This is a genomic window from Dyella sp. AtDHG13 (assembly GCF_003201105.1).
Taxonomy (GTDB): domain Bacteria; phylum Pseudomonadota; class Gammaproteobacteria; order Xanthomonadales; family Rhodanobacteraceae; genus Dyella; species Dyella jiangningensis_B.
The window spans coordinates 513,624-537,890 of record NZ_QICJ01000001.1; the positions used below are offsets into that span (position 1 = coordinate 513,624).

Here is a 24,267-nt window from a genome sequence, read left to right on the forward strand (position 1 = left end):
ACCCTGCGGGTGGGTCTCGCCTGGGAGGCTGCAGTAGAATGGCGGGCTTGATACCGCGATGTCTCCATCGTGCCTTCGTATCGGGCAGCGGCGCGTGCGCCGTGTGTCGGCCTGCCATCCGCCGAGCGTCAACTCCAGGGTTCTCGACATTATGAATACCGTCTACCGCACTTCCCTTCCCGGCACGTCGCTGGACTATTTCGACGCGCGCGCCGCCGTGGAGGCGATCCAGCCCGGCGCCTATGACACGCTGCCCTACACCTCGCGCGTGCTTGCCGAGAACCTGGTGCGCCGTTGCGATCCGGCCATCCTCACCGAGTCGCTGAAGCAGATCATCGAGCGCAAGCGCGAGCGCGATTTCCCCTGGTTTCCGGCGCGCGTGGTCTGCCACGACATCCTGGGCCAGACGGCGCTGGTGGACCTGGCGGGCCTGCGCGATGCCATCGCCGAACGCGGCGGCGACCCTGCCAAGGTGAATCCGGTGGTGCCGGTGCAGCTGATCGTCGACCATTCGCTGGCGGTGGAATGCGGCGGCTTCGACCCGAACGCCTTCGCCAAGAATCGCGCCATCGAGGATCGCCGCAACGAAGACCGCTTCGACTTCATCAACTGGACCAAGAAGGCGTTCGAGAACGTCGACGTGATTCCGCCGGGCAACGGCATCATGCACCAGATCAACCTGGAGAAGATGTCGCCGGTGATCCAGGTGCAGGAAGGCGTCGCCTATCCGGATACCTGCGTGGGTACCGACAGCCACACGCCGCACGTGGATGCGCTGGGCGTCATCGCCATCGGCGTGGGCGGCCTGGAAGCGGAAAACGTGATGCTCGGCCGCGCCTCGTGGATGCGCCTGCCCGACATCATCGGCGTGGAGCTCACCGGCAAGCGCCAACCCGGCATTACCGCCACCGACATCGTGCTCGCACTCACCGAATTCCTGCGCAAGGAAAAGGTGGTTGGCGCGTACCTGGAATTCCGCGGCGAAGGCGCGTCCAGCCTGACGCTGGGCGACCGCGCGACCATCTCCAACATGGCACCCGAATACGGCGCCACCGCCGCGATGTTCTTCATCGACAACCAGACCCTCGACTATCTGCGCCTCACCGGCCGCAGCGACGAGCAGGTCAAGCTGGTCGAAACCTATGCCAAGACCGCCGGCCTGTGGGCCGACACGCTGGCGCATGCACAGTACGAGCGCACGCTGACCTTCGACCTGTCCTCCGTCGTGCGCAACATGGCGGGCCCGTCCAATCCGCACAAGCGCCTGCCGACGTCCGATCTCGCCGCGCGCGGCATCGCCGGCGAGTGGAAGGAAGAGCCGGGCCAGATGCCCGATGGCGCAGTGATCATCGCCGCCATCACCAGTTGCACCAACACCAGCAACCCGCGCAACGTGATCGCCGCCGCCCTGCTCGCCCGCAATGCGAATGCACGCGGCCTTGCGCGCAAGCCGTGGGTGAAGAGTTCGCTCGCGCCCGGCTCCAAGGCCGTGGAGCTGTATCTGAAGGAAGCGAACCTGCTGCCGGATCTGGAAAAGCTTGGCTTCGGCATCGTCGCCTTCGCCTGCACCACGTGCAACGGCATGTCGGGCGCGCTGGATCCGAAGATCCAGCAGGAAATCATCGACCGCGACCTGTATGCCACCGCCGTGCTGTCCGGCAACCGCAATTTCGACGGCCGCATCCATCCGTATGCGAAGCAGGCCTTCCTGGCTTCGCCGCCGCTGGTGGTCGCCTACGCCATCGCCGGCACCATCCGCTTCGACATCGAAAAGGACGTGCTGGGCGTGGACGCCAACGGCCAGCCGGTGACGCTCAAGGACATCTGGCCCAGCGACGAGGAGATCGACGCCATCGTGTCCTCCAGCGTGAAGCCCGAGCAGTTCCGCAAGGTCTACGAGCCGATGTTCGCGCGCAGCGGCAGCACGGGCACCCGGGCCGCGCCGCTGTACGACTGGCGTCCGCAGAGCACTTACATCCGCCGCCCGCCGTACTGGGAAGGCGCCCTCGCCGGTGAGCGCACGCTCAAGGGCATGCGTCCGCTGGCCGTGCTCGGCGACAACATCACCACCGACCATCTGTCGCCGTCGAACGCCATCCTGGCCAACAGCGCCGCGGGCGAATACCTCGCCAGGATGGGCTTGCCGGAAGAGGACTTCAATTCGTACGCCACCCATCGCGGCGACCACCTCACCGCGCAGCGCGCCACCTTCGCCAATCCCACCCTGCTCAACGAGATGGCCGTGGTCGACGGCGAAGTGAAGAAGGGTTCGCTGGCGCGCGTGGAACCGGAAGGCAAGGTCATGCGCATGTGGGAGGCCATCGAGACCTACATGGACCGCAAACAGCCGCTGATCGTGATCGCCGGTGCCGACTACGGCCAGGGTTCGTCGCGCGACTGGGCGGCCAAGGGCGTGCGCCTCGCCGGCGTGGAAGCCATCGTGGCCGAAGGCTTCGAGCGCATCCATCGCACCAACCTGATCGGCATGGGCGTGCTGCCGCTGGAGTTCAAGCCGGGCGCGAACCGCAAGACCTTCGGCATCGACGGCACCGAAACCTTCGACGTGATCGGCGCACGCACGCCGCGCGCGGAGCTCACCCTGGTCATCCACCGCAAGAACGGCGAAACCGTCGAAGTGCCGGTGACCTGCCGCCTGGACACCGCCGAGGAAGTGTCGATCTACGAAGCCGGCGGCGTACTGCAGCGCTTTGCGCAGGATTTCCTCGAGGCCTCGCAGGCGGCGTGACCCGCCATCATCCAAGGCGCGCACACGCTCTTGCTCGTCATTCCCGCTTTCGCGGGAATGACGAGCAAAAAACATTCTTGATGTTCCAGACAGGACAAGCACTTTCATGGCACATGCTCCCCAGCTCCGCATCCCCGCCATCTACCTGCGCGGCGGCACCAGCAAGGGCGTGTTCTTCCGCCTGCAGGATCTGCCGGAAGCTGCGCAAGCGCCCGGCGCGGCGCGCGATGCACTGCTGCTGCGCGTGATCGGCAGCCCCGACCCCTACAGCAAGCAGATCGACGGCATGGGCGGCGCCACCTCCAGCACCAGCAAGACGGTGATCGTGTCCAGGAGCACGCGTCCCGATCACGACGTGGATTACCTGTTCGGCCAGGTCGCCATCGACAAGGCCTTCGTCGACTGGAGCGGCAACTGCGGCAACCTGTCGGCGGCGGTCGGGCCGTTTGCCATTGCCGGCGGTCTGGTCGATCCCGCGCGCGTGCCGCGCGATGGCATCGCCACTGTGCGCATCTGGCAGGCCAATATCGGCAAGACCATCATCGCGCACGTGCCGATGACCGACGGCACGGTGCAGGAAACCGGTGATTTCGAGCTGGATGGCGTGACCTTCCCCGCCGCCGAGGTGCAACTGGAATTCATCGACCCCGCCGCCGAGGAAGACGGCGCGGGCGGCGCGATGTTCCCCACCGGGAACCTGGTCGACTACCTGGACGTGCCGGGCGTCGGCACGCTCAAGGCCACCATGATCAACGCCGGCATTCCCACCATCTTCGTCGAGGCCTCCGCCATCGGCTACACCGGCACGGAGCTGCAGGACGCCATCAATGGCGATGCCAAGGCGCTGGCGATGTTCGAGACGATCCGCGCGCACGGCGCGCTGCGCATGGGCCTGATCGACTCGCTCGAGCAGATCGCCACGCGCCAGCACACGCCCAAGGTGGCCTTCGTCGCGCCGCCGGCCGACTACATCGCCTCGAGCGGCAAGCCGGTGAAGGCGGCTGACATCGATCTGCTCGTGCGCGCCATGTCGATGGGCAAGCTGCACCACGCCATGATGGGTACGGCGGCCGTGGCCATCGGCACCGCGGCAGCCATTCCGGGCACGCTGGTGAATCTGGCGGCGGGCGGTGGCGAACGCCAGGCGGTGCGCTTTGGCCATCCGTCGGGCACGCTGCGCGTGGGCGCCGAGGCGGCCCTGGTGGACGGTGCCTGGGCGGTGACCAAGGCCATCATGAGCCGCAGCGCACGCGTGCTGATGGAAGGCTGGGTGCGCGTGCCCGCGCCTTGACGCCGGCGCGCAGCGACCTCGACAATACGTAGATACTGATCCCAAAAGGGAGTAGTTCCGGGCACCGGCTTCATCGGTGCTCTCGCAGTGGTCGTCATCACGAGCGGAACCCCGCTCCGGTCACTGCGGCGGTCCTGCCGCGAACGAGACTTTTGCAGTAGCCACGGGCCGCGCGTGCCCGTGGTTGCTGCATTTGTCTTGACGCGCAGAGACACCTCCATGGAACTTGCCGTTACCGAATTTCTCTCCGGCCTGCTGGCCATCGTGCTGCTCGACCTGGTGCTCGCGGGCGACAACGCCATCGTGATCGCGCTGGCCGCACGCAACCTCCCCCGCCAGATTCAGAAGAAGGCCGTGCTGTGGGGCACCGTGGGCGCGATTGCCGTGCGCCTGTTGCTCACGGGCGTGGTCGTCTACCTGCTGGAACTGCCGGGCCTGATGTTGGCGGGTGGCCTGCTGCTGTTGCCCATCGCCTGGAAGCTGCTGCAGCCGGAGGACACCTCTGCGCATGAAGTCAGCGCGGCGGGCAGCTTCTGGGCCGCCATGCGCACCATCATCGTCGCCGACGCCCTCATGGGCATGGACAACGTGCTGGCGATTGCCGGCGCCGCCAAGGGCCACCTGATGCTGGTGGTCATCGGCCTGGCGATCAGCGTGCCGCTGGTGGTGTGGGGATCCTCGCTGATCCTGCGCCTGATCGAACGCTTCCCGGCCATCGTGTATATCGGCGCGGGCGCCATTGCGTGGACGGCGGCGCGCATGATCGCGCACGATCATTGGCTGTCGCCCTGGTTCGAGGCGAACGACTGGGCCCGGTACGTGCTCGATGCGGTGCTTGTCATCGGCGTGTGCCTTGGCGGCTGGCTGATGCAGCGTCGTCGCCTGCGCGCACAAGATTCGGCTTGAGCGCCTGTGCCCGGCAGGCGACACTGCGCGGATAACGCCTCACGAGGAATCCGCAATGAAGTTGTACTACCTGCCGGGCGCCTGCTCGCTCTCGGACCACATCGTGCTCGAATGGATCGGCCAGCCCTATGAAATCCATCGCGTGGCGCGCGAGGAACTCGGCTCGCCGGACTACCTGCGCCTGAATCCCTCAGGCACGGTGCCAGTCCTGCAGGAGCCGGACGGCTGGACGCTGACGGAGAACGTGGCGATCCTCAACTATCTCGCCGACAAGTTTCCGCTGGCCGGACTCGGCGGCGAAGGTGCGCGCGGCCGCGCCGAAGTGAACCGTTGGCTCGCCTTCCTCAATTCGGACCTGCATCCGCTGTTCAAGCCAGTGTTCCGCCCGGAGCGCTTCATCGATGACGAAGCCTGCCAGGAAAAGCTGCGCGCCAAGTCGTTGCAGCGCCTCCGTCCCTACTTCGAGCGGCTGGATGCGCAGCTGCACGGCCGCGACTGGCTGACCGGCACGCGCTCGTTCGCCGATCCGTACCTGTTCGTCGTGCTGCGCTGGGCCATGGCCAAGGGCGTGGACCTCTCTGGCCTGGACCAGCTCGCCCGCTTCCACCAGCGCATGATGGAAGACGCCGGCGTGAAGGCGGCGATGCAGCAGGAAGGCCTCTGAGCACGCAGATCATGCGGCCTGCGTTCCAGGCCGCGTGAACTAGGGCCTGTTAACACTATTCGCGTGGCCCGCGCTGGGATCTTTTTGCCCGCCAGACAAGGAAGAACGAGGGAGTGTACGTCCGTACCCGACTGAGTGATGACGCGGTATGGCGGGCAAAAAGACCCAGCCCGAAGGGTTGCTTGTCTGTGGCCATCCGGCGGCAGCGCGCGGCTTGACCTGGCAGCCAGCCAGGCCAGCGCCACGCACTACCACCCGCTGGCCACGGACAAGCAACGCGGGCTACGCGAATAGTGTTAACAGGCCCTAAAACAGCATCGGCATGCGCACGGTCACTGTCACATCCGGCGTATCGCGCGTCACGCCGACACCCAGCGTGAAGTTGAGCGTGCGCTTGTCGCTGAAGCGCCACGAGCCGCCGATCAGCAGCGTGCCGAGCACGGTTTTCACCGAGCCCGGCACGGTCTGCCCGTTCTGCTTGGTGAGGCCGACGAAGCTCTGGTCATAGCCGATGCTGAGCGATGCCTTCTCGTTGAGCGACAGGCCCATGCCGATGCTCACGTCGGCCACGCCGCCCTCCTTCACCTTGCCCAGTTGCTCCGTGCCGCCCAGCAGGATCTTGCGCGATACGTTGTCGCGCGGAACGTTGTAGAGGTAACTCAGGTTGCCGAAGAACACCACCGGATCGGTCGGATACAACCACGTCACGCCGGGCTGGATGGACCAGAAGCCCGAGCCCGTCGGCTGCTGCAAGGGCAGGCCCGTGCCCGTGGCGGACAGGTCCACTTCGTTGATCACGTTCTCCACGCAACGCTGGATGCAGTCGGTGGTGACCTGGAACGGGTCCGTGCCCGTGCGCGACTTCACGCGCAGCCAGCCCACGTAGAACGCCTTGTCGGGGCCGCCGACGTTGAGCTGGTAGCGCAACGTCGCCTCGATGTCGCCCAGGCCGTGACCGCTGGAACCGAACGCCTTGTCGGTGGCGGCGCCGGTGAAGATCTCGCGGCTGACGGTGTCCTGGTGCGCATACACGTAGGGCACGCGCACTTCGACTTCCATGCGGTTGGTGATGCCATAGCGCGCGGTCAGCCAGCCGATCTGGGTGGTGTTCTTCACCTGGCGCGCATCGATCAGGCCGATCAGGATCGCCGGGATCACCGTGTAGCCGACCAGCGCGACGCGATCCACCGACGAGTAGCCGAACTGATACGCCGGCTCGATGATCAGCTTGCCCTTGGGCGTCAGCACGCCCGGTTGCTGGAAGATCGGCGCGACTTCGGGCGGCCGCGTGTCCTGCTTCGGCGCCTGCCCCACTTCATGCTGCGCCTGATCCGTCGACGGCGCATTGGCCGCCACCGCGTCGCCGGCCGGCATCGGCAAGGCGGATGCGCCCGGGCCGCCGGCCGCGATGCTGCCCGCGCGCTGCTTGTCGAGCACGTCCATGCCCACCGCATGGCGTAATGCCTGGTAATCGGCCTCCTGCTGGGCGAGTGCGCGCTTCATGGAATCGAGTTGCTCGATCTGCGCGCTGATCTGGCTGCGCATCGCGTCGATGCGCTCGCCCTGCTCCGCCACCTTCTTGCGCAAATCATCGGCAGGCGCATCCGCAGGCGCCGGCGACGCGGCCGCGGGGACAGCCGGCGATGGCGAAGTTGTCTGTTCCGCCGCCACCGGTGCACCCAGCATCACCAGTCCGGCGCAGCCCGACGACAAGAAATACCGCCACGTTGTATGTCGCATCTTCCTTCCCCCAAAAGCTTCCGTGTGGTGTCACGCAGACGAACACGCCGCGGAACCACCCGCGGCGTCGTCGCGACCTGAAGCGAACCGTGGCGGTGCCCTTTTCATGTCAGTGCACCAACGACTGAAGCTGCGATTGCTGCAACGACTGCTGGAAACCCGCTTCGCGGAACGCGTTCAGCGAGTTGACCGAGGTGTTGAGCGTGGTGATGGTCTGGATGTTCTGGTTGTTCAAGGTGTTCTGGATCACCGTGCCGCCGCTGGTCGAGCCCAGCGCGGATGGATCGAACGTGTTGTTCGGTCCCACTTGGGTGATCGACATGGCATTGAGCGCGCTTGCCATCGCAGCGGCCTGCGTGGCCGTCATGTGCGCGACGTCGGGCACGTTGAAGCTGGTCTGGGTGACGAGATTGCCATTGAGATAGACGGCGCGATCGATGCCGAACGAGGCCACCAGCCCGTTGCCCACGTCGTAGCCGCCGCGCATGCCATCCAGCACCTCCTGGCTCACTGGATTCCAGCCGGCGTCCGCAGCGGCAACAGGAGCCGCTGCAGCTTCGTGTGCCCTTGCGCTCATCCCATAGGCCGCGCCGACGCAGAAGATCGAGCTCAGGCACAGGATGCGGGTCGCGGTTCTCATCGCCATGCCCTCAGAGATCGTCCGGCCCTTTCTTGGGCATCACGGTGTTGAAGAGACTGTTGTGATCGATGGACATGTCGAGCGGCGCGGGCGGGGCGACCTTCCAGTCGCTGGCGCTGTTGAACACGGCCAGGTTGCGGCGGTTGTGGATCACGAATACCAGCCCGCTCGGCCACATGGACAGGAAGCGGCTCTGCGCGATCACGCGGGTGCCGCGCGCGGGGTCGCCCACCAGCACGCGGTCGTTGCGTATGCCCTTGATCACCACGAAATGGTGATAGCCCTTCTCGTCGATCAGCACGATGGCCGGCAGGTTCTCCTGCACCAGCTTGTCGAGCGGCACCTTGAATCCGTCCGCCTCGAAACCGTTGGCTTCCAGGAAGCGCTTGATGTCGAGCAGGGAGAAACCTTCCTTGTTGATCTTCGTGCGGTCGCCGTGGGTGTACATCTGCTCGAAGGCCACCTGCTCGTTCATCGGGTAGCCGTACTGGTACGTGAGCAGGGTCGCCACGGCGGCGGAGCCGCAACTGAAGTCGTACTTCTGATGGATGGTGGTCTTGTAACGCGCCTCCTTGAGGCTCGTCAGGTGGATGCTGTAGTTGCCGCTGCCACTGACCACGCTGACGGTGGAGGCGTGGCTCCCTGACGGCAGCGCCACCAGAACCATCAGTAGCGCTGCAAGCATTTTCACGGTTTGAACTCGACGCTGATGACGGTGGCGTTCTGGATCAGCACGTTGCTGCCGGAGTTCTGTATCACCACCGGAATGCCCACCTCGCCGTTGAAAGCGCCGCCGTTGATGACGTTCGCCCCGGAGACGACATGGTCCGCGCTGTCGTTGCTCACCGTGCCGGTCAGCGTGGTGTTCTGCGTGACCTGCGTGCCACCGCTCATGCCGGCGAGCGTGTCGCTGTCGACACCAGCACCCAGCCCGGTCGCCTCGCCCGCATTGCCCTTGCCTTCCACGGCCGCCACGTAGACCGCGATGGGCGATTGCGCGCCATCGAGCAGGTACGCGGCGGGAATCTGCGCCTTCTCCGCACAGAGCACCGTGGGTACAGCCATCACACACAGCGCGATGGCGCCAGCGATCCCGTTGAAAATCCGCACGGCACGATCTCCCTGGGCCTGCGTATCGGGCATCGCGCGTGCTGCGCGCCGATGTCCTCAAGGCCCTTGCAGGTGCAACCGGACATGGCGGAGCCCGAGGGCTCCACCATGCCGGACGTGGTCTCACTCAATGCGCGAAGTTCAGGTTGGCCTGGACATTGACGCTCTGCTGGATCAACGACGCTGCGCCGCTGTTCTGCGCAAGGATCGAAACGCCAGCCGCCGCTGCCGCCGAACCGTTCATCTGGTTCGACATGTCGAAGGCACCCGTGGTCGCATAGGTCGAGCCGCCTGCGCCGCCCGAACCGCCCGCACCGCCAGCACCTGCGCCGCCGGTGCCGCCACTGCCCGCGCCACCTGCACCGCCCATGCCCGCCGTTGCATCCGACGAACCACTGGTGCCGCCCGTCGAGGTCGACGAACCGCTCGTGCCCGAACCGGCACCGGCCGTCGCCGCGCCGCCCGTCCAGCTGTTGCCGCCACCGCCGGTGGCGCTGCCGCTGGAGCCCGAACCGCGGTTGCGCGAACGCGCGTTGCCATAGCTGTCGCCATCGCTGCCGCCACCGGCCGCAATCGATGCACCGCCTGCGTCGCCGCTTGACGAACCGCTGCCGCCCGCATGGCCGCTATGCGAATAGGCGTCGCCGCCGGATCCGCCGTCGCCGCCATTGCCGCCGATGGCCTTGCCGCCACGGCCATCACCACCGCCGCCGCCGCGTCCGCCATTGGCGTTGCCGTTGTTCTGAGCATAGTTGCCGATATCCGACACGCTCAGGTTGGAGACGGTACCGGTAAGGACGCTGTTGGCCACGGCCTCACTGGTATTGAAAGAATCAGCATTGCCACCGCTACTCGCAGCGGAGCCGTACTGACCCGTCGCATACGTGCTGTAAGTGTTGTTTGAGTCGCTGCTTCCGTGATTGTGATCGTTATCCGCAAATGCCGGCAGTGCCAAGCCCATGCCCAGCACAATTGCGGTCGCAATTAGAGTCTTACGCATAGTCATTACTCCTGGAACGATGCGGTGACCCCCTGTGTGGCTGGTGTTGCGAGTCCAGCACGGCTCTTTCGCAACTTGCATGCCATGGCGCGCGCGACGCTGTTCAGGCGCCCGATTGCCGCGAAATCAGCAGTTTGAAGCGACTCATGGCGCATGAGTCTGGCTTTGCGGAAGTGGCGCGATGGGCGAAGTGATGCATGGCTGTTACACCGTCTTCGACGAAACGGCTGTCGCCACGTCATGTCCGTTTGAGCATGAGCCGCAGGTTCAATGAGTTGCGCCGGCTTGATGATGCCGCGCCGAGTGTTGGAACAGGTGTATCAAGCGCGTTACACCGGTGCATACGAAACGATAGCAATCCCGTACAGGGTCCTGAACCACAACGAAACTTGCAAAAAAAGAAGGAGCCTTTCGGCTCCTCCTCCTGTCCTGCCTTGCGCGGCGCGATCAGCGCTTTTCGATCGGCACGTAGGCCTGATCCTCCGGCCCCGTGTAGTTGGCGCTGGGGCGGATGATCTTGCCGTCCTCGCGCTGCTCGATCACGTGCGCGCTCCAGCCGGAGGTGCGGGCGATCACGAACAGCGGGGTGAACATGGCCGTCGGCACGCCCATCATGTGGTACGCGCTGGCGGAGAACCAGTCGAGGTTGGGGAACATCTTCTTCTGTTCCCACATGAGCTTCTCGATCTTCTCCGACACGTCGAACAACGTGGGGTTGCCGCCCTCGGTGCAGAGCTTGCGCGAGATCTCCTTGATGATCTCGTTGCGCGGATCGGACACGGTATACACCGGGTGACCGAAGCCGATGATGATTTCCTTGCGCTCGACGCGGGCGCGGATATCCGCCTCCGCCTCGGCGGCGTTGCGGTAGCGCGCGATGATTTCCATCGCCACTTCGTTGGCGCCGCCGTGCTTGGGACCGCGCAGCGCGCCGATGGCGCCGGTGATGGCCGAGTACATGTCCGAACCGGTGCCGGCGATGACGCGCGCGGTGAAGGTGGACGCGTTGAACTCGTGCTCGGCGTACAGGATGAGCGACTTGTCCAGCGAATGCGCGTGCAGCTCGCTCGGCTTCTTGCCGTGCAGCAGGTGCAGGAAGTGGCCGGCGATGGATTCGTCGTCCGTCTCCGTCTCGATGCGCTTGCCGTTGTGGCTGAAGTGGAACCAGTACAGCAGCATGGAGCCGAAGCTGGCCATCAGGCGGTCGGCGATGTCGCGCGCGCCGGTGACGTTGTGGTCGTCCTTCTCCGGCAGCACGGTGCCCAGCACCGAGCAACCGGTGCGCATCACGTCCATCGGATGCGTGGCGGCAGGCAGCAGTTCCAGCGCGCTCTTCACCGGCGCGGGCAGGCCGCGCAGGCGCTTGAGCTTGGCGCGGTAGGCGTTCAGTTCGGCCCAGTTGGGCAGCACGCCGTGCACCAGCAGGTAGGCCACTTCCTCGAAGCAGCCCTTGGCCGCCAGGTCATGGATGTCGTAGCCGCGGTAATGCAGGTCGTTGCCGCTGCGGCCCACCGTGCACAGCGCGGTGTTGCCAGCGGCCACGCCCGACAGCGCGACGGATTTCTTGGGCTTGGGAAGGGTTTGCTCGCTCATCGGATACGTCTCCTCAATGCATGCGACTCTGCCGGCCACGGCAGGAACGCCGTGGCCGGCGAATGGGGCGGCCGGTCAGGCCTTCTTCTGGCTGGCGAACAGCGCGTCGAGCTTTTCCTCATAGGCGTTGTAGCCGAGGAAGTCGTACAGGTCGGCGCGGGTCTGCAGCGTGTCGATGATGTTCTTCTGCGTGCCTTCGCGGCGCACCGTCTCGTAGAAATTCAGCGCCGCCTTGTTCATGGCGCGGTAGGCGCCGCAGCAGTACAGCGCGATGTCCACGTTGGCGGTGCGCAGCTCGTCGGTGGTGAAGAACGGGGTGGAACCGAACTCGGTGAGGTTGGCCAGGATCGGCACCTTCACCGCGGCCTTGAAGCGGCGGTAATCCTCCAGCGTCTTCATCGCCTCGGGGAAGATCATGTCCGCGCCCGCTTCCACGTAGGCGCAGGCGCGGTCGATGGCCGCATCGATGCCTTCCGCGGCGGCGGCATCGGTGCGCGCCATGATCACGAAGCCGGCGTCAGTACGCGCATCCACGGCGGCCTTCACGCGGTCGACCATCTCTTCCTTGGGCACCACTTCCTTGCCGGGACGATGGCCGCAGCGCTTCTGGCCGACCTGATCCTCGATGTGCACCGCCGCCACGCCGACGTTGATGAACGAGCGGATGGTGCGCGCGATGTTGAACGCGCCGCCCCAGCCGGTATCGATGTCCACCAGCAGCGGCATCTGCGTGGCGTCGACGATGCGGCGCGCGTCGGTGAGCACGTCCTCCATCGTGGAGATGCCCAGGTCGGGCATGCCCAGCGAGTTGGCGGCCACGCCGCCGCCGGACAGGTACAGCGCCTTGTAGCCCACGCGCTTGGCCATCAGGCCGGCATAGGCGGTGATGGCTCCCATCACCTGCAGGGGACTTTCGGCAGCAACGGCGGCGCGGAACCGCGCGCCGGGGGATGCGTTCTGGGCCATGAAACCTCCGCGTATAAAGCCGGGATTTTAGCGCAGTGTTCGTTCAAGCCCTGTTGCGCGGCAGCATGAATGGTTTCGAAGGGAGCGTGTGATGAAAGTGGGCGCGGGCGTTCATTCCCCCTGCTCCGGCCCCCGCTCCAGGGCCCGCCGTACCTCATCCAATGCCGCCGGATCATCCAGGGTCGAAAGATCGCCCGGGTCGGTGTGCTGCACCAACGCCTGCAACGAACGACGCAGCAGCTTGCCCGACCGCGTCTTGGGCAATGCGTTGACGACATAGACGCGCGCGGGCTTGGCCACCTTGCCCAACTGGTCGGACACGCGCTGCTGCATGGCTTTCGCGACATCGACCGGCGGATCGGTCACGCCCTGCCGCAACGTGGCGAACACCACCGGCACCTGGCCTTTCAACTCGTCCTGCATGCCGACCACGGCGGCTTCCGCGCAGGCCGGATGCGTGGCCACGGATTCCTCGATCTCGCGCGTGCCCAGGCGATGCCCGGCCACATTGATCACGTCGTCGGTGCGTCCGAGGATATTGGTGTAGCCGTTCTCGTCGCGGATCGCCCAGTCCAGCGAGCTGTACAGCAGTTCGTTGAAATGGCTGAAATAGCTGGAGACATAACGCTCGTCGTCGCCCCACACCGTGGTGAGGCAGCCCGGTGGCAGCGGCGGCACGAATACCAGCACGCCTTTCTGGTCGGGTGGAAGTTCGTCGCCGGTGTTTTCGTCGATCACCTTCATGCGGTAGCCCGGCGCGGGCAATCCCGGCGAGCCGAACTTCACCGGTTTCAGGTCGAGGCCGGGCATCAAGGTGATCGCGGGCCAGCCGGTTTCCGTCTGCCAGTAGTTGTCGATCACCGGCACGCCCAAGCCGTCGGTGATCCAGTGCGCGGTCGGTTCGTCCAGCGGTTCGCCGGCGAGGAACAGCCATCGAAGCTTCGACAGGTCGTACTTCTTCAGCCACGCCGCATCCTGCTTCTTCAGCACGCGGATGCCGGTGGGCGACGAGAACATGGTGCGCACGCCGTAGCGTTCGCACAGCTGCCACCAGATGCCCGGATCGGGATGCGTCGGCAGCCCTTCGTACAACAGCGACGTCGCGCCACCGATCAGCGGACCGTACACGTTGTACGAATGTCCCACGGCCCAGCCCACGTCGGAGGTGGAGAACATCACCTGCCCCGGCGCCACGTCGAAGATGGTCGCGATCGACATCGCCATCGCCACGGCGTAGCCGCCCACGTCCCGCTGGATGCCCTTGGGCTTGCCCGTGGTGCCGGAGGTGTAGAGCAGATAGCTCGGTTCGTTCGATTCCAGCCATGCCACCGGCACGTCGGCGCCTTCGTAGAAAGCGCGCAGACTGGCGTAGTCCAGGTCGCGCCCGGCCACGCGCGTCATCTGCGGATCCAGTCCGCGATCGATGAGCAGCACGTGCGGCGGCCGGTGCGTGGCCTCTTCCAGCGCGGCGTCCACCAGGGGCTTGTAGGGAATGACCTTACCGCCGCGCATGCCCGCGTCGGCGGCGATCAGCAGCTTCGGTTCGGCATCGTCGATGCGCAAGGCCAGGTTGTGCGCGGCGAAACCACCGAAGACCACCGAGTGGATCGCACCGATGCGCGCACAGGCCAGCATGGCGAACACGGCTTCGGCGATGTTGGGCAAGTAGATCACCACGCGGTCGCCCTTGCCCACGCCCAGCGAGGCGAGCACGGCGGCGAAGGTATTCACCTCGCGATACAGGTCGCGGTAAGTGAGCTCGCGCGTGACGCCGGTTTCCGTGGATATGGCCACCAGCGCCAGCTGGCCGCCGCGCGCCTGCAGATGCCGGTCCACGGCGTTGTAGCAGAGATTGGTGGTGCCGCCGACGAACCAGCGGCGAAACGGCAGGCGGGAAACGTCGAGGATCTGCTCGGGCGGCGTGTGCCACTGGATGCGTTGCGCCTGCTCGGCCCAGAAGGCCTCCGGCTGCTCTATCGAACGCTGATAGAACTCCTCGTAGCGCATCGCGATCGCCCTCGCTTCAACGGCTGATCGGCCTAGCCTAGATCAGCCTCGTGGCGTGGGCTGTGCGACCTTGGTCGAGTCACGCGAAGACGGCCGCCATGCGACGGCCGCCTGCGCCAAACCTCAGAGGCAGGACACCGCCGCGTCGCGATACGCGGAGTTGTAGTCCTTCTTGGCGTTCTGGGTTTCGTACATCATGACCTGCGCGCCGGTCCCGTCGGCCGTGACGCTGATCAGCTCGTTCGCGCCGGACTTGTCGCGGCCGGTGAGTTCGCCCGACTGATCCTTGTGCGAAACGCTGACCTCGGCGGTCTCCGCCCACTTCGCACGCACGCATTCCAGATAGGTGGGAATGTCCTTGTGGGTGCGGCTGCTCATCTTGGGCGTGGTGTCGCGCAGCCCGTGCAGGCCACCGCAGGCGGTCAGGAGGGCGCAGCAGGTGGCTATCGCAAATAGTTGCTTCATATCCGGCTTCCAGTCGAGGATCGGCAGATTTAACCATAAGCGGCGCCCGGCGGAGAGACTTGACCCTCACGTCGCGTGAGCCCCCACAGTGCGCGGCACGCAATGAGGACACCCCATGGAACTGACCGTAGGCGAACTTGCCAGGCGCAGCGGACTCACCGTCCGCACGCTGCACCATTACGACGCCATCGGCCTGCTGGTGCCCTCGCTGCGCTCCGCTGCCGGCTACCGGTTGTACGACCGGGCCAATATCGAACGCCTACATCGTATCCAGGCCCTGCGCCAGCTGGGCCTGTCGCTGGCCGACATCGGAACCGCCCTGTCCGGGCCCCAGGCGCCGCTGACCGAGGTGATCGAACGCCAGATGGCGCAGCTCGACCACGAGATCACCAAAGCGACGCGTCTGCGCCAGCAACTGGGTCTGCTGCACGCGCAGCTGGCCTCCGGACAGTCCCCTGATCTGGCCGACTGGCTGGACACCCTGGAGCTGATGACGATGTTCGAGAACTACTTTTCCACCGAGGAAATCAAGCAACTGCCCCTGCTGCACGACGCGGCCACCCGTGCCGAATGGAGTGCGATGGTCGCGCTCGTGCAGGCGGCGATGGAACGCGGCGCGACACCGGGCGCACCCGAAGCACAGGTGCTGGCGCTGCGCTGGATGCGCACGCTGTACCGGGATACCGGCGGCAACCCGGATTTCCTGGTGCGCCTCAATCGCATGCACGACAACGAGCCGGGCTCCTGGGATGCCCTGGGCGTGTCGGCACCGATGCGGCGCTTCATCGAGGAAGCCTTCGTGGAAGGACGGCTGGCGATCTATCAGCGCTATCTGAAGCCCGATGAGTTCGCCTTCATGCGCGAGCACTACGGCGCGACCTTCGCCGCCTGGCCGCCGCTGCTGGCGGCGCTGCGCAAGGCCATGGTGGAAGGCGTGGCGCCGGATGATCCGCGCGCGCTCGAACTAGGCAGACAGTGGTCCGCGCTGTTCCGCGCCTACGCAGGCGATGACCCGGCGACGCACGAGCGCATTCGCCAGGCCCACGCGAACGAGCCGGATCTCACCGACAGTTCGTGGTCCGACGAGGCGCTGACCGCGTATGTACGAACCATCCTCGCCGCGTTGCAGGCCACGCCGCGCACGCATTGAGGGCGCCACACGCGACAAGGGCGGCACATGGCCGCCCTTGTCGTGGCAACGATGGCCGTTCGCTTACTTCTTGGCGAACAGGTGCTCGACGCCGGCGCGCTCTTCGCGCAGTTCCTTGTTGGTGGCGTCCATGCGGGCGCGCGAGAAATCGTTGATTTCCAGGCCCTGCACGATGGCGTACTTGCCGTCCTTCACGGTCACCGGGTAGCCGTAGATCACGCCCGGCTCGATGCCATACGAACCGTCGGACGGGATGCCCATCGAGACCCAGTCACCTTCCGCGGTGCCCAGCGCCCAGGTGCGCATGTGGTCGACGGCGGCCGACGCGGCCGAAGCGGCCGACGAGGCGCCACGCGCCTTGATGATGGCCGCGCCGCGCTGCTGCACGGTCGGGATGAAGTCGCCTTCGTACCAGGCCTGGTCGACCAGCGACAGCGCCGGCTTGCCGTCCACGGTGGCGTGGTGCAGGTCCGGGTACTGCGTGGAGCTGTGGTTGCCCCAGATGGTCATCTTCTTGATGTCGGTGCTGTGCTTGCCGGTCTTCTCGGCCAGCTGCGACAGCGCGCGGTTGTGGTCCAGGCGGACCATCGCGGTGAAGCACTTCGGATCCAGGTCCGGGGCGTTCTGCTGGGCGATCAGCGCATTGGTGTTGGCCGGGTTGCCGACCACCAGCACGCGCACGTCGCGCTTGGCGTGATCGTTCAGGGCCTTGCCTTGCGGGCCGAAGATGGCGCCGTTGGCTTCGAGCAGGTCCTTGCGCTCCATGCCCGGGCCGCGCGGACGCGCACCGACGAGCAGCGCGTAGTCCACGTCCTTGAAGGCGACGTTGACGTCGTCGGTGGCCACCACGCCGGCCAGCGTCGGGAACGCGCAGTCGTTGAGTTCCATCACCACGCCCTGCAGCGCGGGCAGCGCCGGGGTGATTTCCAGCAGGTGCAGGATCACCGGCTGGTCCGGACCCAGCATGTCGCCTGCGGCGATGCGGAACAGCAGGGCGTAACCGATCTGGCCGGCAGCGCCGGTAACGGCAACACGAACGGGTGCTTTCATCGGAGAAACTCCTTCAACTTGGGCTAACTAACAAAAGACAAGGCCCGCACCAGCTGGAACGGGCCCCAAGACCATCAGGTCAATTCCGCGAAGAACGCCTGGATGCGTTCCAGCCCGGGCTGCAATTGTGCGGTCGGGCAGGTATAGGAAATGCGCATGGCGCGCGGCTCGCCGAAGGCCGAGCCCGGCACGCAGGCCACGCCCACGGCTTCCAGGAGCACGGCGCACAGTTCGATGTCTTCGTTGATCTTCACGCCCTTGTAGCTCTTGCCGAAGGCGACGGACACATCGGGGAAGGCGTAGAACGCGCCCTGCGGATACGGGCACACCACGCCGGGAATCGCGCGCAATGCGTTGACCACCACGTCGCGCTTCTGTGCGAACTCCGCGCATTTCGCCTGCGGCACGTCCTGCGGGCCGGCGAACGCGGCGACGGCGGCGGCCGTCACCACTTCGGGCACGCTGGTGATGTGGTTGGAGTTGAGCGTGGTGATGGCCTTGGCCACGTTCTCCGGCCCCGCGATAAGGCCCACACGCCAGCCCGGCATACCGTAGGTCTTGGACACCGAATCGACGAAGATCAGGCGGTCCTTCAGCTCCGGCTTCACGTGCACGAAGTTGTGGTAGCCGATGCCGTCGAACACCATCGAGTTGTAGATGTCGTCGGTGATGATCCAGGTGTCCGGATGCTTCGCCAACACCTCGGCCAGCGCGGCGATTTCATCGCGCGTGTACACCATGCCCGTCGGGTTGGACGGGTTGTTGAACAGGAACACCTTGGGCTTGCGCGCCAGCGCGGCATCGAGCTGCGCGGGCGTGAGCTTGTAGTTCTGCTCGGGGCCGCAATGCAGGATGTTGGCCCTGGCGCCGAGGATGTCCGCGATGTCGCGATAGGTGGTCCAGAACGGCGCGGCGAAGGCGATCTCGTCGCCCTCGTTCAACAGCGCTTCGCCCAGGTTGTACAGCAGCTGCTTGGCGCCGATGCCGATGGAAAGGTTGGCGCGGCCATAGCCCTTGAAGCCGAGCTTTTCGATATGCGCCAGGAAGGCGTCGAGCAGCACGTCCGCGCCACGGTTGCTGCCGTACTGTCCGGTGTCGTGCTGAAGCGCCTCGCGTGCCGCGGCGTACACATGCTCGCCGGGAAGAAAATTGGGAACGCCGATGGAGAAGCTGATGATGTCGCGGCCGGCAGCCTTGAGCTGCTTGGCCTTTTCGGCGATGACCATGATCGCGCTGGGCTTGGCGCGACCGACACGCTGGGCAAGCTGGGGCATGACTTCCTCGTGTTCGGGTTACGAAGACAGCAAACCCGGCGATTTTAGCATGCGGCGGCGCGTCATCCGCCCGCCGGCCACTATCGAATGGTCGAACCCCTGCCCCGCAGGTGCGCCGTCATGCGCGTAAGTGCATCATGGGCGCGCCAGACCGCCCAGCCCGGACGGGCCGGAGGGATGGCAGGGGCCCGCCGGATGCAGGCCAGCCGTTTTGAACAGGAAACCTTTCCAACGCTCACCTAAGGACATACGCGTATGCATTGGTTATGGGTCATCATTGTCGGTCTGGTCGTAGGCATCATCGCCAAGGCGGTCACCCCGGGCAAAGAAGCCATGGGCTGGATCATCACCGCCATTCTTGGCATCGCCGGTTCGTTTATTTCCACCTACGTCGGCGAACAGCTGGGCTGGTGGCCGGCCACCGGTTTCATGCACTTCATCGGATCGATCATCGGCGCGGTCGTGCTGCTGGTGATCTATCACGCGCTGTTCCGTCGCGGCGCCACCTCGTGACGCCCACGTCCCGGCGGCGCCTTGCGCGCCGCCGGGATGCATGCGTTTGCTCAGGCGGCGCTGCCGCCAAACAGCTTGCCCGCCAGCGAGGCGAGCGAACCCAGGTCGAAACCGCCCTGCCCCTGCGCCGGCACCTGGCCGTCGGGCGTCAGGTGATCCACCGCATGCGGCAGCACCTGGGAGAGCTGGCCAAGCAGCTGGCCCTGGTCCACGCCCAGCTTGCTCGCCGCCTCCTGCAGCACCGAGCCCAGGCCGCCGTTCTGCAGCGCCTGGCCCAGTTGGTCGCTGGACACCTGCTGGTTGACGCCCGTACCGACCCACGACTGCACCGCATCGCCCAGGCCATGCTGCTGCAGCATGGACACCAGCCCTTGCACGCCGCCTGCCTTGTCGATGAGCTGGCCGGCAATGGCCACCAGATTGGAACCGCCCGCCTGGTTGCCCTGCGCGGCACCGAGTAGATCATTAAGGAAAGACATGGCCGTACCTCCATGGAATGGGAAAGAGCGCGCATCGCGCGTGGCGCACCACGCGCCGTGTGGAGCCGCTCGATTCTAGGCCTAGCATGGTCACTAAGCCATGACAGAGCCGCCGAAAAAAAGCCGCCGTCATCGCTGACGGCGGCTTTTCACATCATGGGAACGAACGGGTTCAGCCGCGCTCGTCGAGCACCGCGTTCCATTCCTTCACGCGGTCGGCCTGGGCGGCCAGCAGGGCATCCACGTCGCCTTCCACGGTGACCTTCTCGATGATGTCGCCCTGACGGATGGCGTCGACCACGGCCTGGTCTTCGGCACCCACCACTTCGCCGAACACGCTGTGCTTGCCGTCCAGCCACGGCGTGGCGCCGTGGGTGATGAAGAACTGGCTGCCGTTGGTGCGCGGGCCGGCGTTGGCCATGGACAGCACGCCCGGCTTGTCATGGCGCAGCGAGGGGTCGAACTCGTCCTCGAAGCGGTAGCCCGGGCCGCCACGGCCGCTGCCTTCCGGGCAACCGCCCTGGATCATGAAATCGGCGATGACGCGATGGAACGACAGGCCATCGTAGTAACCACGGCGGGCCAGGTTGACGAAGCTGGCCACGGTCACCGGGGTCTTGTCGTCGTGCAGACGCAGATGGATCGGGCCACGGTTGGTGGTGAAGGTGACGTTGATGGTCATCGGTATTCCTTTGATTCTTAAAGCGGCACGCAACCACGCGCGCCCTGCGGCCGCCAAGGATACCCCAGCCGGCGCGCCAGTCCGATCCCTTGCGCGGGAAAAACTCAGCCCCAGGCGGCCGGCAGGCCCAGGGCCTCTTTCGACAGCGCGCCATCGCCACGGGGCGAGGGCGAAGGCGTGGGCACTTCGGCCGGCCAGGGCTCGCCTTCACAGAGATGCGCCCACAGGCGATCCAGCGCCGCATAGCCATACGGCAGCAGCGGCACATGCCGGGCACCGAAACCGGGAATGGCAAGGAACGCGTCGAAATGTTGGGCGTGCGGCACTTTCCAGTACAGCAGATGGGCGCCCCCGGCTCTGGCCCACGCCACATAGGGCTCCGAGGTGAACGCGGTGGGCAGCAAGCCGTCGGACGCGCCATGCACCAACCACAACGGCAGGCCGGCGCGCGGCATCTTCACCGCCGTCGCGGTCACGGCCTCGCGTAGCGACCGGGCGCCGGCGTCCGCGCCATCCCACAGCGCGCGCAGACCGAGGGCGCTCGGCAGGGTCGGGTCTGCCGAATGATCGGTGCCGCCGAACAGGCCCACACCGTTTTCCGGGGGAATGCCGGCGGCATCCGCCCACCAGCTCGCCCGGACGGCGGGATCGACCGGCCCCGCCGCGCCCTGCGCGCCCAGCCCGGCGTAGCGGAAGCCGCAGGGCATGTCGTCCGGACCGCGGCGCAGGTAGGCCGAGGCGTAGCCGGCCGTGATGGCGCGCCACAGGTCGAAGGCCGTGGTGGAAGCTGCCGTGGCCATGGCGTCATCCGTCCAGCCACTGGCGTGCAGGTGCTCGTAGGCCTGAGCAGCCTGCTTGGCGACGCCCGTGCCGCTCACCAGTCCATAGTCATGCAATAGCTGGCAACGCTGCACCCACGCGGGCGGAACCTCGCCCCGCGGCGTGCGCGCCATGGGTGCGCCGTCGAAACGCGCATCGGCCAGTGCGCAAGGAACCCAGATCGATGCCTCGGTGGCGTAGTCGAACAACGCCCGCCCCTGCTCCGGCACGCGCACGCTGGGTTCCAGCGCCACCACGCCGGCGAGCAGGTGTCCGTCGTCCAACCCCGCCGCCTGTAGCACCGCGCCGCCGCCATTGGACAAGCCAGTGGCGATGATGCGCGTGTTCTGCGCCGTGAATGGCGCCTGCCCGGGAAAGGCGCGATCCAGCATGGCCAGCCCGAACTGCGCAGCCTGCAGCACATGACGGCCCCAGTCGGCCTCGGGGTGGTCGCCCGAGTGCATATGCTTGACGGCAATGCCGCCTTGCGGCGTACCGTTCGCAGGCTCGAACTCCAGCGTCGTGCTGCTGCGCCTTGCGCGCGTGCCGTCGAGCGCGACGCCGCTGTCGTCTGAAAGGTCGAAATAGCCGCTGCCGGCTCCCTTGTCCGTATACGCCACCGCGCAACCGCGCGGCAGGCCCCACGCACCCGCCAGCGCCATCGCGCCGTAGATGCCGCGCGAGCCGGACGACGCCGTCACCACCAGGCATCGATGCGCGTGGTCGAAGTGGTCCGGCACCTGCAGCAACACGCGATGCGGCGAATGCGCGCCGGGAATCCACGCGAAGGCCTGGTACTCGCGGCCCGGCACGTCGGGCACGCCGCCGTAGACATGGCCGTAGCCGCCCAGCGGGCCCAGGTCCGCGATGCCCTTCCAGTTGGCCTGGATCGCGCGGCGGCGCAGTTCCCCCGCGGTGGGCCGCAGCGGGTCGGCGATGGGCGACGGCGCGCCGGCCAGGCCGGCCAGCCCCAGCCCCGCGCTGAGCAGGTCATCGCCCTGGCGGTGTTCGGTGACGCGCACCTCGCCGCGCACGAAATCGGGGGCATGCATGCTGGGCTCCTTGGTGACGGGCGAGGGTGCGCCAGGAACGAGGCTCAACCGGCACCCGCCGCATTGAAGCATGTCCGCCATCGCCCCTGATGGACACCGCTTGCCGCGCCGACGCCCCAGCCTGAACGGGCGAGTTGAACGCTTTCAAGCAAGCTGTCACATAACCCCGTATAATTCCGGAGTTATCCCTACAGAAACCTCACGCGACGGCCCCGTGCCGCCCGAGCCGACCTCATGTCCATCGAAAATCTGCGCAATATCGCCATCGTCGCCCACGTCGACCACGGCAAGACCACGCTCGTCGACCAGCTGCTCAAGCAGTCCGGCACCCTCAACGAGCGCACCGTGCTCGCCGAGCGCGTGATGGACAGCAACGACCAGGAAAAGGAGCGTGGCATCACGATCCTGGCCAAGAACACCGCCATCACCTGGACCAACCCCAAGACCGGCACCAAGAACCGCATCAACATCGTCGACACCCCAGGCCACGCCGACTTCGGCGGCGAGGTGGAGCGCGTGCTGTCGATGGTGGACACGGTGCTGATCCTGGTCGACGCGATGGACGGCCCGATGCCGCAGACGCGCTTCGTGACGCAGAAGGCCTTCGCCATGGGCTTCAAGCCCATCGTCGTGGTCAACAAGGTGGACCGCCCGGGCGCCCGTCCGGAGTGGGTGGTCGAGCAGGTGTGGGATCTGTTCGACAAGCTCGGCGCCACGCCGGAGCAGATGGAATTCCCGATCGTCTACGCCTCGGCCCTCAACGGCTACGCCTCGCTCGATCAGGACGCCCGCGAAGGCGACATGACCCCGCTGTACGAAGCGATCATGGAGCACGCGCCCAAGCCGGACGTGGACCCGGAAGGCCCGTTCCAGATGCGCATCAGCCAGCTGGACTACAACAATTTCGTCGGCGTCATCGGCATCGGCCGCATCCAGCGCGGCACCCTGAAGAAGGGCATGCCGGTCGCCGTGATCGACCGCGAAGGCAAGAAGCGCCAGGGCAAGATCGGCCAGGTGCTCGGCTTCCTGGGCCTTGAGCGCATCGAGCAGGATTCGGCCGAGGCCGGCGACATCGTCGCCATCTCGGGCCTGCCGGAGCTGACCATTTCCGACACCGTCACCTCGCTGGACGTGCCCGAGGCGCTGCCGGCGCTGAGCGTCGACGAGCCGATGATCAGCATGACCTTCCAGGTCAACAACTCGCCGTTCGTCGGCAACAAGGACCTGTCCGGCGGCAAGTTCCTCACCAGCCGCCAGCTGCGCGAGCGCCTGGACCGCGAGAAGGTGCACAACGTGGCCCTGCGCGTGGAAGACGGCTCCGACGCCGACAAGTTCCTGGTCTCGGGCCGCGGCGAACTGCACCTGTCCGTGCTGATCGAAAACATGCGCCGCGAAGGCTACGAGCTGGCCGTGTCGCGCCCGGAAGTGATCATCAAGGAAATCGACGGCCAGAAGATGGAGCCGATCGAGCAGTTGGTGATCGACATCGAAGAGCAGCACCAGGGCGGCGTGATGGAACGCCTGGGCATCCGCAAGGGTGAGCTGAAGAACATGGTGTCCGACGGCAAGGGCCGCGTGCGCCTGGAATACCTGATCCCGGCGCGCGGCCTGATCGGCTTCCAGAACCAGTTCAAGACCCTCACCCAGGGCTCGGGCCTGCTGTTCCACGTGTTCGACCATTACGGCCCGTACACGCCCGCTCCCATCGCCAAGCGTCCCAACGGCGTGATGATCGCCAACGCCGGCGGCACCACCCCGGCCTACTCGCTGGGGCCGCTGCAGGAACGCGGCAAGCTGTTCGCCGCCGAAGGCGACTCGGTGTACGAAGGCCAGCTGATCGGCATCCACGCCAAGGACAACGACCTGACCGTCAACGCCATCAAGCCCAAGCCGCTGACCAACATGCGCGCCTCGGGCAAGGACGATGCGATTCAGCTCACCCCGGCGACCAAGTTCACGCTGGAGCAGGCGCTGGACTTCATCGACGACGACGAGCTGGTCGAAGTCACCCCGAAGGAAATCCGCATGCGCAAGAAGCACCTGACGGAAAACGATCGCAAGAAGGCCTCTCGCTCCGCGGGCTGATCGCCTCCTTCGACGCAACAATAGCCAGGCCTCGC

The 24,267-nt window shown here is 66.2% G+C and carries 21 protein-coding genes; 7 read left to right on the top strand and 14 right to left on the bottom strand.

Going from position 1 to position 24,267, the window contains the following annotated elements; all coding sequences use genetic code 11:
- Positions 1-151 precede the first annotated feature (151 nt).
- From acnD to BDW41_RS02260, 4 genes are all read left to right on the top strand, one after another.
- On the top strand, positions 152-2,746 hold the full coding sequence (gene acnD / locus BDW41_RS02245; protein ID WP_074547096.1) for a Fe/S-dependent 2-methylisocitrate dehydratase AcnD: 2,595 nt from the start codon (positions 152-154) through the stop codon (positions 2,744-2,746).
- 106 nt (positions 2,747-2,852) lie between these two features.
- The gene (gene prpF, locus BDW41_RS02250) at positions 2,853-4,037 is read left to right on the top strand and encodes a 2-methylaconitate cis-trans isomerase PrpF (RefSeq protein ID WP_074547095.1); all 1,185 of its coding nucleotides are present in this window, start codon (positions 2,853-2,855) and stop codon (positions 4,035-4,037) included.
- 219 nt (positions 4,038-4,256) lie between these two features.
- Positions 4,257-4,943, top strand: a complete 687-nt coding sequence (locus BDW41_RS02255) for a TerC family protein (RefSeq protein ID WP_074547094.1) — start codon at positions 4,257-4,259, stop codon at positions 4,941-4,943.
- Positions 4,944-4,998: 55 nt separating this feature from the next.
- Positions 4,999-5,607 carry a glutathione S-transferase N-terminal domain-containing protein gene (locus tag BDW41_RS02260; protein ID WP_074547093.1) on the top strand — a complete coding sequence of 203 codons (609 nt, stop codon included), beginning with the start codon at positions 4,999-5,001 and terminating at the stop codon, positions 5,605-5,607.
- Between the two features lie 306 nt (positions 5,608-5,913).
- On the opposite strand, the gene BDW41_RS02265 is transcribed toward BDW41_RS02260, so the two are convergent.
- The 9 genes from BDW41_RS02265 to BDW41_RS02305 all read right to left on the bottom strand — a co-directional run bounded on the left by BDW41_RS02265 (position 5,914) and on the right by BDW41_RS02305 (position 15,128).
- Positions 5,914-7,347, bottom strand: coding sequence for an acetate kinase (locus tag BDW41_RS02265; RefSeq protein ID WP_233496741.1), 1,434 nt, complete (start codon positions 7,345-7,347; stop codon positions 5,914-5,916).
- A gap of 109 nt (positions 7,348-7,456) precedes the next feature.
- Positions 7,457-7,987, bottom strand: a complete 531-nt coding sequence (locus BDW41_RS02270) for a hypothetical protein (protein WP_074547326.1) — start codon at positions 7,985-7,987, stop codon at positions 7,457-7,459.
- 10 nt (positions 7,988-7,997) lie between these two features.
- Complete coding sequence (locus BDW41_RS02275; RefSeq protein WP_074547092.1) at positions 7,998-8,672, bottom strand: C39 family peptidase; 675 nt, start codon at positions 8,670-8,672, stop codon at positions 7,998-8,000.
- Between the two features lie 2 nt (positions 8,673-8,674).
- Positions 8,675-9,097: a hypothetical protein gene (locus BDW41_RS23635; protein WP_233496742.1), complete on the bottom strand. Its 423-nt coding sequence runs from the start codon at positions 9,095-9,097 to the stop codon at positions 8,675-8,677.
- 127 nt (positions 9,098-9,224) lie between these two features.
- Entirely contained in the window at positions 9,225-9,908 is a 684-nt protein-coding gene (locus BDW41_RS02285) for a hypothetical protein (protein WP_074547091.1), read from the bottom strand.
- Positions 9,909-10,544: 636 nt separating this feature from the next.
- Positions 10,545-11,690: a 2-methylcitrate synthase gene (prpC, locus tag BDW41_RS02290; RefSeq protein WP_074547090.1), complete on the bottom strand. Its 1,146-nt coding sequence runs from the start codon at positions 11,688-11,690 to the stop codon at positions 10,545-10,547.
- Positions 11,691-11,765: 75 nt separating this feature from the next.
- A complete protein-coding gene (prpB, locus tag BDW41_RS02295) occupies positions 11,766-12,656 on the bottom strand; it encodes a methylisocitrate lyase (protein ID WP_074547089.1) in 891 nt (296 codons plus the stop codon).
- Between the two features lie 111 nt (positions 12,657-12,767).
- Positions 12,768-14,663, bottom strand: coding sequence for a propionate--CoA ligase (gene prpE, locus BDW41_RS02300; RefSeq protein ID WP_074547088.1), 1,896 nt, complete (start codon positions 14,661-14,663; stop codon positions 12,768-12,770).
- A 123-nt stretch (positions 14,664-14,786) separates the two neighbouring features.
- Positions 14,787-15,128: a hypothetical protein gene (locus tag BDW41_RS02305; protein WP_074547087.1), complete on the bottom strand. Its 342-nt coding sequence runs from the start codon at positions 15,126-15,128 to the stop codon at positions 14,787-14,789.
- Between the two features lie 115 nt (positions 15,129-15,243).
- Between BDW41_RS02305 and BDW41_RS02310 the strand changes: the two genes are divergently transcribed.
- The gene (locus BDW41_RS02310; RefSeq protein ID WP_074547086.1) at positions 15,244-16,278 is read left to right on the top strand and encodes a MerR family transcriptional regulator; all 1,035 of its coding nucleotides are present in this window, start codon (positions 15,244-15,246) and stop codon (positions 16,276-16,278) included.
- Positions 16,279-16,341: 63 nt separating this feature from the next.
- On the opposite strand, the gene BDW41_RS02315 is transcribed toward BDW41_RS02310, so the two are convergent.
- Positions 16,342-17,328: a malate dehydrogenase gene (locus tag BDW41_RS02315; protein ID WP_074547085.1), complete on the bottom strand. Its 987-nt coding sequence runs from the start codon at positions 17,326-17,328 to the stop codon at positions 16,342-16,344.
- Between the two features lie 74 nt (positions 17,329-17,402).
- Complete coding sequence (locus tag BDW41_RS02320) at positions 17,403-18,602, bottom strand: aminotransferase class I/II-fold pyridoxal phosphate-dependent enzyme (RefSeq protein ID WP_074547084.1); 1,200 nt, start codon at positions 18,600-18,602, stop codon at positions 17,403-17,405.
- Positions 18,603-18,857: 255 nt separating this feature from the next.
- Between BDW41_RS02320 and BDW41_RS02325 the strand changes: the two genes are divergently transcribed.
- Positions 18,858-19,115 (top strand): GlsB/YeaQ/YmgE family stress response membrane protein, encoded by a 258-nt coding sequence (locus BDW41_RS02325; RefSeq protein ID WP_074547083.1) that lies wholly within the window; start codon positions 18,858-18,860, stop codon positions 19,113-19,115.
- Positions 19,116-19,165: 50 nt separating this feature from the next.
- Here the strand turns inward: BDW41_RS02325 and BDW41_RS02330 are convergent, their stop codons facing one another.
- The 3 genes from BDW41_RS02330 to BDW41_RS02340 form a co-directional block, all read right to left on the bottom strand.
- Positions 19,166-19,594, bottom strand: a complete 429-nt coding sequence (locus tag BDW41_RS02330) for a YidB family protein (protein WP_074547082.1) — start codon at positions 19,592-19,594, stop codon at positions 19,166-19,168.
- A gap of 172 nt (positions 19,595-19,766) precedes the next feature.
- Positions 19,767-20,276 carry a peptidylprolyl isomerase gene (locus BDW41_RS02335; protein ID WP_074547081.1) on the bottom strand — a complete coding sequence of 170 codons (510 nt, stop codon included), beginning with the start codon at positions 20,274-20,276 and terminating at the stop codon, positions 19,767-19,769.
- A 104-nt stretch (positions 20,277-20,380) separates the two neighbouring features.
- Positions 20,381-22,147 (bottom strand): 3-hydroxybutyrate oligomer hydrolase family protein, encoded by a 1,767-nt coding sequence (locus BDW41_RS02340; protein ID WP_074547080.1) that lies wholly within the window; start codon positions 22,145-22,147, stop codon positions 20,381-20,383.
- 234 nt (positions 22,148-22,381) lie between these two features.
- Between BDW41_RS02340 and typA the strand changes: the two genes are divergently transcribed.
- Positions 22,382-24,232, top strand: coding sequence for a translational GTPase TypA (typA, locus tag BDW41_RS02345; RefSeq protein ID WP_074547079.1), 1,851 nt, complete (start codon positions 22,382-22,384; stop codon positions 24,230-24,232).
- Positions 24,233-24,267: the final 35 nt, after the last annotated feature.